Source organism: Streptococcus mitis, from assembly GCF_000722765.2.
Lineage (GTDB): Bacteria > Bacillota > Bacilli > Lactobacillales > Streptococcaceae > Streptococcus > Streptococcus mitis_AQ.
This window is the reverse complement of the sequence record NZ_CP028415.1, coordinates 318,887-333,860: the sequence shown is the minus strand read 5'-3', so window position 1 is coordinate 333,860 and position 14,974 is coordinate 318,887. Positions and strand designations below refer to the sequence as shown.

The following is a 14,974-nucleotide window of genomic DNA, read 5'->3' as shown; positions in this document are numbered from 1 at the left end:
TTATTTTGAATTTCTCTTTAAAGAAAAATGATCTGGCACAGGATCCTTACCTGTTTTCGACCAGGGATGGCAACGTAAAATCCGAGCCAAGCCCATCAAAACACCCTTGAAGCCATGTTTTTCAATAGCCTCAATCATATAGTTGGAACAAGTAGGCTCAAAGCGACAAGAGGGTGGAAAGGCTGGTGAGATAAACCGTTGGTAAAAGCGCACAGGCGCTATTAAAATTCGTTTCATTATTTCTTGGTTACAGCCATGGTGTGTAGTTGGCTGATTTCTTTTTTATTAAGACGACGGGATTCTCCTGGACGGAGTCCTGTCAAGTCTAGATGTCCAAAACGGGTCCGTGACAACTTGTCCACTTGGAGACCAACAGCTTCAAACATCTTTTTAACCTGGTGGTTACGCCCTTCATGGATAGTCAACTGCACCACAGAGCGGTTTTTGACTGGATCCACTTTGAGAATCTCATAGACAGCCGGCTTGGTTTTCTTACCATCAATCTCAAGTCCACGGGTCAAGGGGCGGAGATTGTCCTTATTGGCCACACCTTTAACACGCGCGAAATAAACCTTGTCAATCTCATTACGAGGATGAATCATTTCATCCGTAAAATCCCCGTCATTTGTCAAAATCAAGACTCCTGATGTATCCCAGTCCAAACGACCTACAGGGTAGATACGCTCTTTCACGTTGGGCAAGAGGTCGACAACCGTCTTGCGGCCCTTGTCATCTGTCACACTGGAAATGACACCGCGTGGTTTGTTAAGCAGATAATAGACCTTTTCTTCGTTGTAGATAGGTTGGCCTTCAACTTCAACCTTGTCGCCTGACTTGATGGTCGTTGCTAGTTCACGTACCACTTGGCCATTGACCGTCACCAATCCTTGCTTGATCAGCTCTTCTGCTTTTCTCCTACTGGCCACACCTGCGTGGGCAATATACTTATTGATTCTCATCTTCTTCTATCCTTTCACCAAATAATTGGCTTTCTTGGGCTTGAATTTCAAGCTCATCAATCACTGGCAATTCTTCCAAATGGTTAATTCCCATATAATCTAGAAAATAATCCGTAGTCACATAGAGGTTGGGACGCCCCAACACTTCTTTTTTTCCGTCTTCTTTGATTAGGTCAAAAGCCTGCAACTTTGCCAAAGCCCCACTCGAGTTGACCCCACGGATGGCATCAATTTCTATTCGAGTAATGGGCTGCTTGTAGGCAATAATGGACAAGGTTTCAAGGGCAGCCCGAGATAAACTCTGATTGATAGGTGCCTTAGAGTATTCCTTCAAAACCGCTGCAAATTGAGGTTTGGTCACCAATCTATAAGCGCCCCCTGTCTCAATCAGAGCCAAACTGGAATCTGGGTCCTTTTCATACTTCTGGGCTAATTTTTCTAAACTCTGTTGGATGCCTGTCGGTGGCAGAGAGAGGAGTTCAGCTAACTGGCGGACTCTAATCCCATCTTCACCCGCTACAAACAAGAGCGCTTCTATTTTTGCTAAAGTACTCATCTTTCCTCTCTATCAAGTCTAGCTTTGGGCCACTTGACTTTCTTCTTTCTTTTCCATGAGATAGATATCTCCGAAACTCTCCTCTTGCACGAGAATCAGCTCCTGGGTTTTGATTAACTCTAGGGTTGCCAAAAAGAGGGTAATGACCTCTTGGACATTCTGGGCTTCCTTGAACAAATCCTGCAAGCGCAATTGATCTCGTCCAGTCAAGGACTCTTTCACGATGACCATCATGTCCTCAATCTTATACTCATCCCGCAAGATAGTCGTGTGATTTTGTGTAAACTCCTCTTTTTTCTTGGCTAGGATATTTGAAAAAGCCAAAAATAGGTCAATGGTAGTCCTATCATGCACAAGCTCCGCATCTTCGTAAATCAACTCTGTCGGTGCTTTGGAATAGTACTGGGCCCGATCTTGGTGCTTGGCTTCCAAATGCTCCCCCAAGAGCTTGAACTTGCGGTATTCTTCGATTTGGGAGAGAAGGTCCTGCTCCAGGTCATCCTCCAAATCGGTCACTTCCGCTACCTTTGGAAGAAGCTTACGACTCTTGATCAGCATGAGCTGACTGGCCATGACCATGTACTCACCCGTCACTTCCAGACGCATAGCCTGCAAGGTTGAGACATAGGCTAGATACTGTTCGATAACTTCCGTAATAGGCACATCGTAGATATCCATCTGGTACTTAGAAACCAGGTGCAAGAGCAAGTCCAGAGGCCCTTCAAAATCTTTTAGTTTAATATCCATTATCTATATTTTTCTAAAGTCAGGACTGTTTTTAATCCTAGTTTTTTTGCAATTTCGTACAAATCGACCTTCTTTTCAATTTGTCTTAGAATGAACTGTTCCCGCAAGGCTTGGGCTGATAAGGCTGGAAAACCTTTCTCCTTGACAAAGGACTCTAGCTGGCGAAAGGCCCACTGACGAGAATAGGCTTTCCCTCCCCTTTCAAAGAGATAGGTCTGGCCCATCAAGGGTTCTAGCTCTGAAAGCAAGCTCGTGGGAATGGTGACAATCCTCTGTTGGGAAGCCTTCTGGATTCGCAACACTTGAAAGTCCAGATTGATATCCGCAACTTTTAGAGCTAAAATCTCACTCGGTAAGAGCCCCGTTTCTAGGATTAAGAGCGCTAGCAAGCGACCCTCTGAATAATCACTTTCTTGCCAAAAAGAGTCTAGGTCTAACAGTTCTGGCTTTTCGGTCTTCTTTTCAGCTTGTTTAGCTAATTCCAAGCGATAAAAGCTGTCCACTTCTCCTTTTTGATATAGAAAGTAGAGAAATTGGTTACAGGCCGAAATCTTTCGCTTCTGGGCGCTGATTTTTAGATTGGCTAGCTGGGCTTGGTAAATCTTGAGACTGGTCTCAGAAATCCGCTCGCCTACAATGTCTAAAAATTGCTCCAAATCATACTTATAGGACTGCTTGGAATTGGCAGATAAGCCCTGCTTTTCTTCTAAAAAGGCTGAAATCCTATCTCTCATTTGCATCGAATCTCATATTCCTTACTAAAGTCATGCAAGAGGGCATTGACTGCCTTGAGGATAGACTTGCGCGTGATAATTCCTTGAAAAATCCCAGACGCATCCACAACCGGCAAGAAGGACTCATCTACCAACTTGTGCAAGACCTCCGTAATAGTAAAATCAGGCGAAACAACCGCTACGTCCGTTTTGGTCATATGAACGATATCCGTATCTGCCATGATTTCTTGACTCAGGTCATGCTCCATCTGATAAGCCATAATATCTCTGAGCCCAATCGTCCCAACAAACTGTTTTTCATCTGTTACAACAGGAACACGGGTATAGGTCATCTGACTGAGCAAGAGGGTCGCATGATCCGCATTGTGGGTATCAATCAACACGGCTAGATTTTCAGCAGGAGTCAAAAAAGTTTCCTCCTGCCCCAACAAGAAAGTCTCAAACTCCTTGGCAATCATCGGCTAAACTCCTTGGATAAGCCCGGATACACCTCATGGTCTCGTGTCAAAAAGTCCACTTTGAAATAACTTTCATCAATCTCCACACGAGCATAGAGACATTCTCTGACGGTACCTCGTGGTTGACTGATAGAACCTGGATTTAGAAAGAGGGTCTTGCCTTCCATCCAAGTACTTGGCACATGCAAGTGACCATAGAGGCAGATATCGGCCTCTTCTTCCTGAGCCCAGTAGTCCAACTTTTGAAAGTTGAAATTAATGTCAAACAAGTGACCATGGGTTTGGATAATCTTGGTCGAACCAAGCTCAGTCACCAAACGTTCTGGGTAACCTGCATAGAAGTCCATATTCCCTTTAACAACACGGATGCCTTCCCAAAGGGGAGAATCCGGACGCAGTTCAGAATCGCCGTTATGAAAAACGGCATCAACTTTGCCTACATAGCGATCACGGATTTCTTCCACAATCAAGCTATCGCCATGGGAATCGCTCATTACAATGATGGTTTGCTTTGCCATGATGGAAATACCTCCAAAAGTTTCTTAACGGCTAAGGCACGGTGAGATTGACTATTTTTTTCTTCAAGGGTTAATTCAGCTGAGGACTTACCTGTCTCTCCCACAAGGAAGAGAGGGTCATAGCCAAAGCCATTTTCACCCTTAGGTTCAAAGTTAATGTAGCCAGGCCAGTCAGCTTCAACAACCAAACTTTCCTTGTTTGGACTGGCTACGACTAGGGTTGTATGGAATTGAGCCGAGCGGTCCTTGAGTTCAAAGACCATGGCCAATTCGTGCAAGAGTTTAGCATTGTTTTCACGATCAGTAGCTCCCACACCTGCGAAACGAGCTGACCAGACACCTGGCAAGCCGCCTAGGACATCGACTTTCAGTCCAGAATCATCTGCCAAAACCATCTTGCCCGTTAATTGAGAAATGGTTTCTGCCTTGAGGCGGGCATTTTCTTCAAAGGTCATGCCTGTTTCTGCTACTTCAGGTAGGTCAGGATAGTCATTGAGATTTTCCACATCGTAGCCTAGCTTGTCAAAGATAGCTCGAAATTCCTTGGTCTTGCCCTCGTTACGAGTCGCAATCAACAAGGTTTCTCTAACCTTGTTTGTCTCAAAGAAATCATGAACATTGACCCCTTCTTTGGGCAATTCCACATACAAGAGTTGCCCATTTTCAACCAAGAGCAGAGCCCCTTGACGTTGGATGACTTCTAGATTGCGACCTGCTTCTTGGTTTAGTATCTCTACCACAAAGGACAATAAACGGTAGCGAGAACCATAGCGTAAAACAATCACAGAAACAGGAAAACCTCGATCCTCATCTCGAAATCTTTGGGCAAACTCCAATAGAGGAAAATCCAAGTCTTCATCAGTTAACGTCCGGACGCCACCAAAAATACTATAGGACCCGACATACCAGTCCTGGTCATCCTTGTATTCATAAATTTTATTTGTCATAATTCTACATGCTCCACATGAATCTCTTTTTCCAGCCATTCTTCACCAATTTGTGCAAAACTTTGGCTGCTGGCTGTTGTGTAAAAACGGTGATGGAGTGGTCCAGCATCGCGGCCACGATTGATTTCAAAATAATTAAGTAAGACTGAAATGTCCCGTACGCACTCTGCCCCACTATCGATAAGTTGAACCTTGGGCCCCATAACATTTTGAATAATAGGTCTGAGAAGCGGATAATGGGTACAACCCAAAATCAGGCTATCTACCTTTCCAACCAAGGGACGTAGGGTTTCATAGACCACTTTCTTGGTGACACTGGTTGACAGGGCACCCGACTCCACCAAGGGAGCAAACTTGGGACAGGCCAAGCTCTCCACCTGTAAGTCGGGATCCAAATCATGGATTTTCTGACGGTAGATGTCTGATTGGACCGTCATGGGCGTTCCAATCACTCCGATTTTCCCACCTTGGCTGGACTTGATAGCTGCCGAAGCTCCTGGCAAAATCACACCTAGGACGGGAATGTCTAGTTGAGCCTTGATTTCTTCCCAGACGACCGCAGTCGCAGTGTTACAAGCAATAACAATCATCTTGACATCCTTGGTCAAGAGAAAGTTGACCAACTGCCAAGTATATTCACGAATTTGCTCAGCAGGACGGGGACCATAGGGCGCCCGCGCCGAATCTCCAATATAGACGATTTCTTCATGGGGAAGCTGGCGCATGAGCTCGCGCACAACGGTCAAGCCCCCGACACCCGAATCCAAAAAACCAATTGGTCGATTATCCATACAGTCTTCTTTCTAGTCTTTTTTCTGATTGATAGTTCATTATGATTACCGTTCCTTATGAACTGAATTAATGACAGCCTAATCAACAACTATCTCTCTTAATCATAATCAAATATCAATAGAATGCAAGGAAAAAGTCTCATCCCTAAACCCTTAGCCAACATAGTGAGAAGTCTGGAACTTTCATCCCAGACTTTTCCTTATTTATTTTTTCTTTTTATTGTTAGCAAGGGCTGCTTTTTGTTGGCGGATGATTTGGTGGTAAACTTGTTGTACCTTAGCTTCGCTTGGTTTTTGACCATTTGCACTCAAAAGAGTACGAACTGCTTCAGCATTCAAACGTGGGTTATCAGCAAATTCTTTTTCGATTTGCTTACGAACCAAGTACATTCCTCCAAGAGCTCCTCCTAGAAAAGCTAGCACAATCAATACAATTGCTAAAAGTAAATCCATCATTTTTCTCCTGTTTCTTTTTGAGTCTCTTTCATTATACCACAAACTAGCCACCCTGACTAGTTTGTTTTACGCTTTCAGGGATGGAATAAACAGCAAAAAGAACCCTGCTTTTCTGCAAAAGAGGGCTCCTTACTGAGTTTAATTTACATAAATAGCTAGTGTTTGATAGGGTTTGAGTAGAATTTTTTCAGACACTTCTGCATCTTCATAGTTTGAAATCAAAATTCGTCCATTTTGGTAGGCTACTGATAAGTCGATTTCCAGTTCTGTGGCATAAAAATTATTGAGCACTAGTAACTTTTGATCCTCATACTGGCGTTCAAAAGCGTAGACTTGCTGACTGTCTTCAAAAGCTGGTTTGTAACTTCCTTCTGAGATGATAGGCATTTCTTTACGAAGTCGAATCAAGTCTTGGTAGAAGGTGAAAATCGGACCTTGGATTTCATTTTCTACATTGATATGAGGGTAGGATTTTCCTGCCTTGAGCCAAGGCGTCCCTACTGTAAATCCTGCATTTTCCGAAGAATCCCACTGCATGGGAATTCGTGAATTATCACGCGACTTAGCTTGAATAATCTGGAAGGCTTCTTCCTGACTCTTCCCTTCTTCTAAGAGCATCTGATAGGCATTGAGCGATTCGACATCTACATAATCAGCCATAGAATCATAGTCTGGGTCAATCATCCCGATTTCCTCACCCATATAGATATAAGGTGTCCCACGTGACAGGTGAATACTGGCCGCTAACATGGTGGCTCCTTCATTACGGAAGTTCTCAACATCGACAAAACGGTTCAAGGCACGGGGTTGGTCATGATTGTTCCAGAAGAGAGCGCTCCAACCGCCTTTATTACTCATCTCCTTGCCCCAACTATGGTAAAGACTTTTCAATTCTTCAAAATCAAAGGGAGCTAAGGTCCATTTTTGCCCATCCTTGTAGTCCACCTTGAGGTGATGAAAATTAAAGGTCATGGATAATTCCTGACGGTCAGGCGACGAATAGAGGACACAGTTTTCCATGGTGGTAGAAGACATTTCCCCAACTGTCATAAAGCTATCGTCTGATCCAAAAGTGGCTTGATTCATCATACACAAATAGTCATGAACGATAGGCTTGTCTGTATAAGCTGGCTTTCCTTCATTTTCAGGACAATTCACTAAGACCTCGTCCTTGCCAATCAAATTGATCACATCAAATCGGAAACCTTTGACACCCTTGTCGCGCCAGAAATTAACAACCTTGAAAAGCTCCTTACGAACATTGGGATTGCGCCAGTTAAGGTCAGCCTGGGTCTCATCAAAGAGGTGAAGGTAGTATTTCCCTGTATTCCCAAAGGGCGCCCATGCAGAGCCACCAAACTTAGACTGCCAGTCTGTTGGTTGGTCTTGGACGAAGAAAAAGTCTTGATAATACTTGTCACCAGCTAGGGCTTTCTGAAACCATTCATGCTCTGTCGAACAATGATTGAGCACCATGTCCAGCATAAAGTCAATCTTGTGCTCTTTACCGACACGCACCATTTCTTCAAAATCAGCCATATCACCAAAAAGAGGATCAACAGCCATATAATCTGAAATGTCGTAACCATTATCCCGTTGAGGGCTTGGATAGAATGGATTGAGCCAGACCATATCCACGCCCAATTTGGCTAGATAGGGGATTTTTTCGATAATTCCACGTAAGTCCCCAATACCATTGCCAGTGGTGTCTTTGTAAGATTTTGGATAGATTTGATAGACTACTTTTCTTTTATCAAGTGTCATCTATTTCTCCTTTTCTGATAAAAGGGAGGAAGCCGTCTTCCGTCCCTATTTGTGCTATTTTGATTAGATTCGTGTTGCGACCATGAGATCTTCTCCAGCTTGGATCGTTGTCGGATAAGTTCCAGTGATGGTCGCTGTATAAGCATCTTGATTGGTAATAATGACAGGAGTTTCTGTTACCAGACCTGCATCCTTGATAATATCCATATCAAAACGAATCAATTTCTGCCCAACTGTGACATGATCTCCTTGGGCTACTAGACTTTCAAATCCTTTGCCATCAAGACCTACTGTATCCATACCGATGTGGATGAGCAATTCCACTCCCTCATCAGAGACAATACCGATGGCATGCTTGGTAGGGAAAAGAACCGTAACTGTCCCATTGACTGGAGAAGACAACTCACCTTGACTTGGTTCAATGACCAGACCTTGCCCCATGACACCTGAAGCAAAGACTGGATCAGTTGCTTGACTTAGTTCTTTTACTTGTCCTTCAAGTGGGCTAACAATTTCTACTGGAGTATGTTCTACTGGTTCATGGCTCACAAATTCTGCTTCTTCTTGAGCAACGAATTCTGCCTGCAAGTCCGTATCATCCTCTGTTTTTGTAAAGAGACCAGCCTTGCGGAAAAAGAAAGTCAAGAGCATTGGAACAAGAATAGCGACTAGCATAGTTCCTGCAAATGGTAGCATGTATTGAGGTTGAATAGAGAGGATACCTGGCAAACCACCGATACCAATAGAAGCCGCAGTTACATTAAAAGTAACGGATAACATGCCTGCAAGAGCTGAACCAGTCATTCCAGCTACAAATGGATAGATGTATTTGACATTGACCCCAAAGAGGGCTGGTTCTGTAACACCGAGATAGGCTGAAATAGTGGCAGGAAGTGAAACCTGAGCCTCACGCTCATCATGACGGTGCATGAAATAGTAAGCAAATACGGCCGAACCTTGGGCAATATTAGAAAGAGCAATCATAGGCCAGAGGGCAGTTCCACCAGCATCCGCAATCAATTGTGTATCAATAGCATTAGTCATATGGTGCAGACCTGTAATGACAAATGGTGCATAGAGGGCACCAAAAATCGCACCGAAGAACCACTTAACAGGACCAGTTAATCCTGCTAATACAACTGATGAAAGTCCTTGCCCGATTGTCCAACCGATTGGTCCCAAGACAGTATGAGCCAAAATCAAGGCTGGAATCAATGACAAGAAAGGTACAAAAATCATAGAAATCACTTCTGGGATATGCTTACGCCAGAAAATTTCAAGATAAGACAGACTCAAACCTGCAAGCAAGGCTGGGATAACTTGGGCTTGGTAACCGATACGATTAACAGTAAAATAGCCAAAATTCCAAACCCAGTTTGCTGCGATATCAGCTGCTGGCGTTGAAGCAACCGCATAGGCATTGAGCAACTGAGGCGATACCAAACAGATTCCGAGAACAATTCCCAAGATTTGGCTGGTTCCCATCTTACGAGAAACAGACCAAGTAATCCCTACTGGTAAGAACTGGAAGATAGCTTCACCAGGCAACCAGAGGAAGTGATTGACACCTGCCCAAAACTGAGAGGTTTCTGTGATGGTCTTACCATCCAACATAGACCAATGGACACCTTCCAAAACATTACGGAAACCGAGGATCAATCCACCAACAATCAAGGCTGGAATAATCGGAGTAAAGATTTCCGCCAGAGTGGTCATGACACGTTGGACCACGTTTTGATTACTCTTAGCTGCAGACTTGGCTGCTTCTTTGGAAACACCCTCAATTCCTGAAACAGCTGTAAAATCATTATAAAAAATCGGCACGTCATTCCCAATAATCACCTGAAATTGACCTGCATTTGTAAAAGTTCCTTTAACAGCTGAAATTGACTCGATAGCCTTAACATTAGCCTTCTTATCATCTCCTAAAACAAACCGCATCCGTGTCGCACAGTGGGTTACGGCAGTCACATTTTCTTTGCCTCCAATTGCCTGAAGCAAATCTTTGGCTGCTTGTTCAAATTTTCCCATTTGATTCTCCTTATACTTGTCAAAGCAAGTTTGATTTGATAAGTATATTGTAAACGATATCAAACCTGTATGCAACTTGTTTGGTATAAAAAGAGGATTTTTTTATCATTTTTCTGGAACTTGTATGGTAAAATAGATACAGGTGTTCATTAAACTAGACTAAAAACCCATTTAAGGAAGCAAAATGAAGAAATACCAACAACTTTTTAAGCAAATCCAAGAAACCATTCAAAACGAGACTTACGCTGTCGGAGATTTCCTTCCTAGCGAGCACGACCTTATGAACCAGTATCAGGTAAGCCGTGATACCGTCCGAAAGGCCCTGTCTCTCCTCCAAGAGGAAGGATTGATCAAAAAGATAAGAGGGCAAGGTTCTCAAATCGTCAAAGAAGAAACCGTCAATTTCCCTGTATCCAACCTAACAAGCTACCAAGAGCTAGTTCAAGAACTTGGACTGCGCTCCAAAACCAACGTGGTCAGTCTGGACAAGATTATTATTGATAAAAAATCCTCACTAATAACTGGCTTCCCAGAGTTTCGTATGGTTTGGAAGGTGGTCCGCCAGCGTGTGGTGGATGATCTGGTATCCGTTCTGGATACGGACTATCTGGATATGGAACTAATCCCAAATATCACTCGCCAAATTGCTGAGCAGTCCATCTATTCTTATATAGAGGACGACCTCAAACTCCTTATTGATTATGCTCAAAAGGAAATAACCATTGACCACTCAAATGACAGAGACAAGATTCTCATGGACATAGGCAAAGACCCTTATGTCGTTTCAATCAAGTCAAAAGTCTATCTCCAAGACGGGCGCCAGTTTCAGTTTACTGAAAGCCGCCATAAACTCGAAAAATTCAGATTTGTAGATTTTGCAAAACGTAAGAAATAAAAGACTGAGACACTAGATCTCAGCCTTTTTCTTTATCCCAAAACCAATTCATCACTAACTAGACTTTGGCCACTATTTTTTTGGAAGAGATGCATGAGATCTTCAACTGTCAGATGCTTCTTCTCTTCTCCCTTGACATCCACCACTATCTTGCCTTGATAGAGCATAATGAGACGATTTCCGTACTCAATCGCATGGTTCATATCGTGGGTAATCATCAAAGTCGTCAACTGATGATGTTCCACAATTTTTTGCGTCAAATCCATCACCATTTGACTCGTTTTCGGGTCAAGTGCCGCAGTATGTTCATCCAAAAGCAAAAGTTTAGGTTTCACCAGAGCTGCCATGACTAGGGTCAAGGCCTGTCTTTGTCCTCCTGAGAGATATTGAGTATCTACTTTTAAGCGGTTTTCAAGGCCAATATTCAACTCCTTCAAGGCTTCTTGGAACTGGATTCTATCCTTCTCCTTCACGCCCCAACCAAGCCCTCTCTTTTGCCCACGTCTCAAGGCAATAGCCATATTCTCCTCAATCGTCAAACGCGAAGCTGTTCCCATCTTAGGATCTTGAAAAACACGGGCGATATCCTTGGCTCTCTTTCTGACACTCAGATTTTTAATGGATTTCCCTGCCAATAAAAGGTCCCCTTCGTCTACCGATAGATTGCCAGCCAAGATATTCATCAAAGTGGATTTCCCTGCGCCATTTCCACCAATCACAGAGATAAAATCTCCCTCTTCAACTTCTAAATCTAATCCTTTGAGGACATGGTTCTCATTGACCGTCCCTGCTTCAAATGTCTTGTGAATATTTTCAAGTGTTAATAAACTTGCCATAACTTTTTCCTCCTATTCATTTCTCAGTTTCAAACCACGAATCTTTAATCTCTTTTGCAATTCTGGTGCAAATAAAACCAAGGCGAGTAAGATTGCATTAAAGAGACGAACCAGGTTTTGATCTAGATTTGGAATTTCATAGATATTTAAAATAATCAAACGGTAAACAATAGCACCGATCCCGATAGATAACAAGCGGCCTCCAATGGTCAAATCATGTATCAGTACTTCCGCAATAATCACGGCACTCAAACCAACAACGATGGTTCCTGTCCCAGAAGTCACATCTGAAAATCCATCATTCTGAGCAAATAAGGAACCACACAGGGCAATTAAACCGTTTGAAATCATGTAACCAACAATCTTCATGGTGTCTACATTGACCCCATTGGACTCACTCATCGGAATATTGTCCCCAGTCGAACGCAAGACCAAGCCAATCTCCGTTTTCATCAAAAGAGTCAAGACCAAACAAACAAGTAAGAGACAGGCCAAACTGAATGAGAAAACAGCTTCTTCATTTGTCAGCCCCAAGCTCGCCAATTGTTTAAAGACAGTTGAAGAATCTCCCAAGGAAAGATTGGGCACACTTCCCATGATTTTAATATTGATTGAATAAAGCCCTGTCAAGGTCACAATCCCTGTCAAGAGAGCTGGGATTTTCATCTTGGTGTGGAGCATTCCTGACACAAGACCAGCAATCATACCTGCCAGCAAAGCAAGTAAGGTCGCAATCCAAGGATTGGTCCCTGCCTGTATCTGTGATACGACGACAGCTGCCCCCAGAGGAAAGGCTCCTTCAGCAGTCATATCCGCAATATCCAAAATACGGAAAGTCAAGTAGACTCCAATGGCCATAATCGACCACAACAAACCTTCTGATAAACTAGATAATACAAAACTCATCTTAAACCTCCTATTCCTTGCCCTCTAACTTACTAATATCAATTCCTAGTGCATCTGCCATTTCTTTGTTAGTATGCAATTCCAATTTTTCAGGTAACTCAACTGCTATATTTTCTGGCTTCTCACCTTTTAAAACACGAATCAACATACGAGCTGTCTGCCGTCCCAATTCTTCATAATTGGTACCGTAGTTATACAAGCCACCAACCGCAATCATTTCTGTTGAACCACCGAATACTGGAACCTTGTGTTTAATAGAAACCTGCTTAACTGTTTCCATGGTTGACGAAATGATATTATCCGTTGGTACAAAAACCATATCCACTTCAGCCATCAAACTCTCTGCTGCAGCCTTGACGTTGTTACTGTCCAAGATTGTTTTTTCAACAACGGTAAAGCCTTTTTCTTCCAGAAGGCGCTTAGTTTCATCCTTTTGGACAACTGAGTTTGGCTCGCTCTGAGTATAGAGAATTCCAATTGTTTTAGCCTTTGGCAACACTTTCTTTATCAAATTGATTTGGGTTGAAATGGCATCTGATGACTGGTCACTTGTCCCAGTCACATTGCCCCCAGGATGTTCTCTTGACTCAACCAACTTGGCACTGACAGGATCTGTTACAGCTGAAAAGATAACCGGTGTCGTTTGTGTTGTATTGGCCAAACTCTGAGCAGAAGGCGTTGCGATGGCTAGAACGACATCACTAGATTCTGCTAGTTGCTGGGAAATCGTTTTTAGATTTCTTTGTTCTCCCTGTGCATTCTGCAAATCAATCTCAATATTTTTCCCCTCAACATAGCCTTGCTTGGCCAGCTCATCCACAAATCCTTCTCTAGTGGCGTCTAGGGACTGGTGGGTAATAAACTGCGAAATACCGATACGAAACACATCTTTTTTCTTATCTGCCTTCAACTGATGCAAACTGATCAGAGAGGTCAAGAGGATCCCCACTACCAAGAGGGGTGCTAGTAATTTTCGAACAACTTTCATAATGAAACTCCTTCTCAGAAAAGATAAAACAAAAAACCGCCTAGATAATATCTAAACGGATGCTTGAAATAATCTAACAAGTTATAACTTAGCTAGCCCATTTAGATATTCATCTATATGGACCGCAATCAAAAATCTTAGCCACATAGATACAAACAAATTGCTTGAACTGTTTGCATCCATGGTGACATGTCTACAAACACTATCTAAAGTAGCTAAAGTAAAAGTTTTGATTCATTGTTACAGCTTGTCTTCTATTCATTTCTCTTTCTGCTTTCTTTTTTGATGTTTCCTATCTTACCACCTTTTTCATCAGCTGTCAAGAATATTTCAGAATTTTTTAAAATTTTTCGAAAATTCTTTCAGGATACTTTCAAAGATTTTTTCAAATCAGTCCAACAAAAAAAGGTTTATAATTTCCATAAAAGTTGACATGGAAATTATAAAACCAATATTAGTTTAATCCTTGTTGATAACGTGCCAATTCAGCTTGGTTAGCCCAAACATAGTGACCTGGACGGATTTCAACCATAGAAGGTTTGTCAGTCTCATAGTCGTGTTGACTTGGATCGTAAACCTTCAAGACCTTCTTGCGTTCCAAGATTGGGTCTGGAATTGGTACCGCTGAAAGCAAGGCCTGAGTATATGGGTGAATTGGATTGTTAAACAATTCTTCTGTCTCTGCAACCTCTACAATAACACCCTTATAAATAACTGCGATACGATCTGAAATAAAGCGAACGACCGACAAATCATGGGCGATGAAGAGATAGGTCAAACCGAGCTCTTTTTGGAATTTTTTAAGCAAGTTCAAGACTTGGGCACGAACAGAAACGTCCAAGGCTGAAATTGGCTCATCCGCAATAACAAAGTCTGGTTGCATCACCAAGGCACGGGCAATACCTATACGTTGACGTTGACCACCTGAAAACTCATGAGGATAACGAGTCAAATGCTCAGCAAGAAGACCCACTTCACGAATGATATTTTTAACTTTCTCTTTACGTTCTTCCTCATCCTTAAACAGGCGGTGATTGTAAAGACCTTCAGAAATAATATAATCAACAGTCGCACGTTCATTCAAACTTGCCGCTGGGTCTTGGAAAATCATCTGGATACGACGAATCAATTCCGCAGCTTGTTCACGCGATTTCTTACCATTAATCTTTTGACCTTCAAAAATGATATCTCCATTACTTGTATCATTAAGACCGATGATAGCACGACCAATAGTTGTTTTCCCACTACCTGACTCACCTACAAGCGAGAACGTTTCTCCCTTGTTGATAAAGAAGTTGGCATTTTTAACCGCAACAAACTTCTTACTTCCTTCACCGAAGGAAATTTCTAAATCTTTGATTTCTACTAATTTTTCAGACATTTCCTTC

General features: G+C 42.6%; 17 protein-coding genes. 1 reads left to right on the top strand and 16 read right to left on the bottom strand.

Annotation, left to right across the window (positions count from 1 at the left end):
- From yidD to treP, 12 genes are all read right to left on the bottom strand, one after another.
- The gene (gene yidD / locus SK637_RS01755) at positions 1-237 is read right to left on the bottom strand and encodes a membrane protein insertion efficiency factor YidD (RefSeq protein WP_012972444.1); all 237 of its coding nucleotides are present in this window, start codon (positions 235-237) and stop codon (positions 1-3) included.
- A complete protein-coding gene (locus SK637_RS01750; RefSeq protein WP_033688135.1) occupies positions 237-959 on the bottom strand; it encodes a pseudouridine synthase in 723 nt (240 codons plus the stop codon). The genes yidD and SK637_RS01750 overlap by 1 nt, the downstream gene beginning before the upstream one ends.
- On the bottom strand, positions 946-1,515 hold the full coding sequence (gene scpB / locus SK637_RS01745) for an SMC-Scp complex subunit ScpB (RefSeq protein ID WP_000105301.1): 570 nt from the start codon (positions 1,513-1,515) through the stop codon (positions 946-948). Before scpB ends, SK637_RS01750 begins: the two co-directional genes overlap by 14 nt.
- A gap of 18 nt (positions 1,516-1,533) precedes the next feature.
- Positions 1,534-2,262 carry a segregation/condensation protein A gene (locus SK637_RS01740; RefSeq protein WP_033688134.1) on the bottom strand — a complete coding sequence of 243 codons (729 nt, stop codon included), beginning with the start codon at positions 2,260-2,262 and terminating at the stop codon, positions 1,534-1,536.
- Positions 2,262-2,996, bottom strand: coding sequence for a site-specific tyrosine recombinase XerD (gene xerD / locus SK637_RS01735; RefSeq protein ID WP_284698239.1), 735 nt, complete (start codon positions 2,994-2,996; stop codon positions 2,262-2,264). The genes SK637_RS01740 and xerD overlap by 1 nt, the downstream gene beginning before the upstream one ends.
- Positions 2,993-3,454: a cyclic-di-AMP-binding protein CbpB gene (gene cbpB / locus SK637_RS01730; protein ID WP_000560716.1), complete on the bottom strand. Its 462-nt coding sequence runs from the start codon at positions 3,452-3,454 to the stop codon at positions 2,993-2,995. Before cbpB ends, xerD begins: the two co-directional genes overlap by 4 nt.
- The gene (locus tag SK637_RS01725; protein WP_033688132.1) at positions 3,451-3,972 is read right to left on the bottom strand and encodes a metallophosphoesterase; all 522 of its coding nucleotides are present in this window, start codon (positions 3,970-3,972) and stop codon (positions 3,451-3,453) included. Before SK637_RS01725 ends, cbpB begins: the two co-directional genes overlap by 4 nt.
- Complete coding sequence (locus SK637_RS01720; protein WP_033688131.1) at positions 3,948-4,919, bottom strand: nucleoside-triphosphate diphosphatase; 972 nt, start codon at positions 4,917-4,919, stop codon at positions 3,948-3,950. The genes SK637_RS01725 and SK637_RS01720 overlap by 25 nt, the downstream gene beginning before the upstream one ends.
- On the bottom strand, positions 4,916-5,710 hold the full coding sequence (gene racE, locus SK637_RS01715; protein WP_000370376.1) for a glutamate racemase: 795 nt from the start codon (positions 5,708-5,710) through the stop codon (positions 4,916-4,918). The genes SK637_RS01720 and racE overlap by 4 nt, the downstream gene beginning before the upstream one ends.
- 204 nt (positions 5,711-5,914) lie before the next feature.
- Positions 5,915-6,163: a YneF family protein gene (locus SK637_RS01710; protein ID WP_000364990.1), complete on the bottom strand. Its 249-nt coding sequence runs from the start codon at positions 6,161-6,163 to the stop codon at positions 5,915-5,917.
- 141 nt (positions 6,164-6,304) lie between these two features.
- On the bottom strand, positions 6,305-7,930 hold the full coding sequence (gene treC / locus SK637_RS01705; protein ID WP_033688130.1) for an alpha,alpha-phosphotrehalase: 1,626 nt from the start codon (positions 7,928-7,930) through the stop codon (positions 6,305-6,307).
- 63 nt (positions 7,931-7,993) lie between these two features.
- Positions 7,994-9,961 carry a PTS system trehalose-specific EIIBC component gene (treP, locus tag SK637_RS01700; RefSeq protein ID WP_033688129.1) on the bottom strand — a complete coding sequence of 656 codons (1,968 nt, stop codon included), beginning with the start codon at positions 9,959-9,961 and terminating at the stop codon, positions 7,994-7,996.
- Between the two features lie 184 nt (positions 9,962-10,145).
- Here treP and treR point away from each other — a divergent pair, with 184 nt between their 5' ends.
- Positions 10,146-10,856 carry a trehalose operon repressor gene (treR, locus tag SK637_RS01695; RefSeq protein ID WP_033688127.1) on the top strand — a complete coding sequence of 237 codons (711 nt, stop codon included), beginning with the start codon at positions 10,146-10,148 and terminating at the stop codon, positions 10,854-10,856.
- A 32-nt stretch (positions 10,857-10,888) separates the two neighbouring features.
- On the opposite strand, the gene SK637_RS01690 is transcribed toward treR, so the two are convergent.
- The 4 genes from SK637_RS01690 to SK637_RS01675 all read right to left on the bottom strand — a co-directional run bounded on the left by SK637_RS01690 (position 10,889) and on the right by SK637_RS01675 (position 14,967).
- Positions 10,889-11,692 carry an ABC transporter ATP-binding protein gene (locus SK637_RS01690; protein ID WP_000157661.1) on the bottom strand — a complete coding sequence of 268 codons (804 nt, stop codon included), beginning with the start codon at positions 11,690-11,692 and terminating at the stop codon, positions 10,889-10,891.
- Positions 11,693-11,704: 12 nt separating this feature from the next.
- Positions 11,705-12,598: an ABC transporter permease gene (locus tag SK637_RS01685; RefSeq protein WP_033688126.1), complete on the bottom strand. Its 894-nt coding sequence runs from the start codon at positions 12,596-12,598 to the stop codon at positions 11,705-11,707.
- Between the two features lie 10 nt (positions 12,599-12,608).
- Positions 12,609-13,586 (bottom strand): ABC transporter substrate-binding protein, encoded by a 978-nt coding sequence (locus SK637_RS01680; RefSeq protein WP_033688125.1) that lies wholly within the window; start codon positions 13,584-13,586, stop codon positions 12,609-12,611.
- Positions 13,587-14,040: 454 nt separating this feature from the next.
- Entirely contained in the window at positions 14,041-14,967 is a 927-nt protein-coding gene (locus SK637_RS01675; protein WP_033688124.1) for an ATP-binding cassette domain-containing protein, read from the bottom strand.
- Between the last annotated feature and the right edge of the window lie 7 nt (positions 14,968-14,974).

What these genes read in the sequence shown, in the direction of transcription:
- scpB (WP_000105301.1), bottom strand. Translation starts at nt 1,515, where the DNA reads ATGAGTACTTTAGCAAAAATAGAAGCGCTCTTGTTTGTAGCGGGTGAA.
- SK637_RS01740 (WP_033688134.1), bottom strand. Translation starts at nt 2,262, where the DNA reads ATGGATATTAAACTAAAAGATTTTGAAGGGCCTCTGGACTTGCTCTTG.
- SK637_RS01675 (WP_033688124.1), bottom strand. Translation starts at nt 14,967, where the DNA reads ATGTCTGAAAAATTAGTAGAAATCAAAGATTTAGAAATTTCCTTCGGT.
- treC (WP_033688130.1), bottom strand. Translation starts at nt 7,930, where the DNA reads ATGACACTTGATAAAAGAAAAGTAGTCTATCAAATCTATCCAAAATCT.
- SK637_RS01725 (WP_033688132.1), bottom strand. Translation starts at nt 3,972, where the DNA reads ATGGCAAAGCAAACCATCATTGTAATGAGCGATTCCCATGGCGATAGC.
- treR (WP_033688127.1), top strand. Translation starts at nt 10,146, where the DNA reads ATGAAGAAATACCAACAACTTTTTAAGCAAATCCAAGAAACCATTCAA.
- xerD (WP_284698239.1), bottom strand. Translation starts at nt 2,996, where the DNA reads ATGAGAGATAGGATTTCAGCCTTTTTAGAAGAAAAGCAGGGCTTATCT.
- SK637_RS01720 (WP_033688131.1), bottom strand. Translation starts at nt 4,919, where the DNA reads ATGACAAATAAAATTTATGAATACAAGGATGACCAGGACTGGTATGTC.
- racE (WP_000370376.1), bottom strand. Translation starts at nt 5,710, where the DNA reads ATGGATAATCGACCAATTGGTTTTTTGGATTCGGGTGTCGGGGGCTTG.
- yidD (WP_012972444.1), bottom strand. Translation starts at nt 237, where the DNA reads ATGAAACGAATTTTAATAGCGCCTGTGCGCTTTTACCAACGGTTTATC.
- SK637_RS01680 (WP_033688125.1), bottom strand. Translation starts at nt 13,586, where the DNA reads ATGAAAGTTGTTCGAAAATTACTAGCACCCCTCTTGGTAGTGGGGATC.
- SK637_RS01710 (WP_000364990.1), bottom strand. Translation starts at nt 6,163, where the DNA reads ATGGATTTACTTTTAGCAATTGTATTGATTGTGCTAGCTTTTCTAGGA.
- SK637_RS01690 (WP_000157661.1), bottom strand. Translation starts at nt 11,692, where the DNA reads ATGGCAAGTTTATTAACACTTGAAAATATTCACAAGACATTTGAAGCA.
- SK637_RS01750 (WP_033688135.1), bottom strand. Translation starts at nt 959, where the DNA reads ATGAGAATCAATAAGTATATTGCCCACGCAGGTGTGGCCAGTAGGAGA.
- treP (WP_033688129.1), bottom strand. Translation starts at nt 9,961, where the DNA reads ATGGGAAAATTTGAACAAGCAGCCAAAGATTTGCTTCAGGCAATTGGA.
- cbpB (WP_000560716.1), bottom strand. Translation starts at nt 3,454, where the DNA reads ATGATTGCCAAGGAGTTTGAGACTTTCTTGTTGGGGCAGGAGGAAACT.
- SK637_RS01685 (WP_033688126.1), bottom strand. Translation starts at nt 12,598, where the DNA reads ATGAGTTTTGTATTATCTAGTTTATCAGAAGGTTTGTTGTGGTCGATT.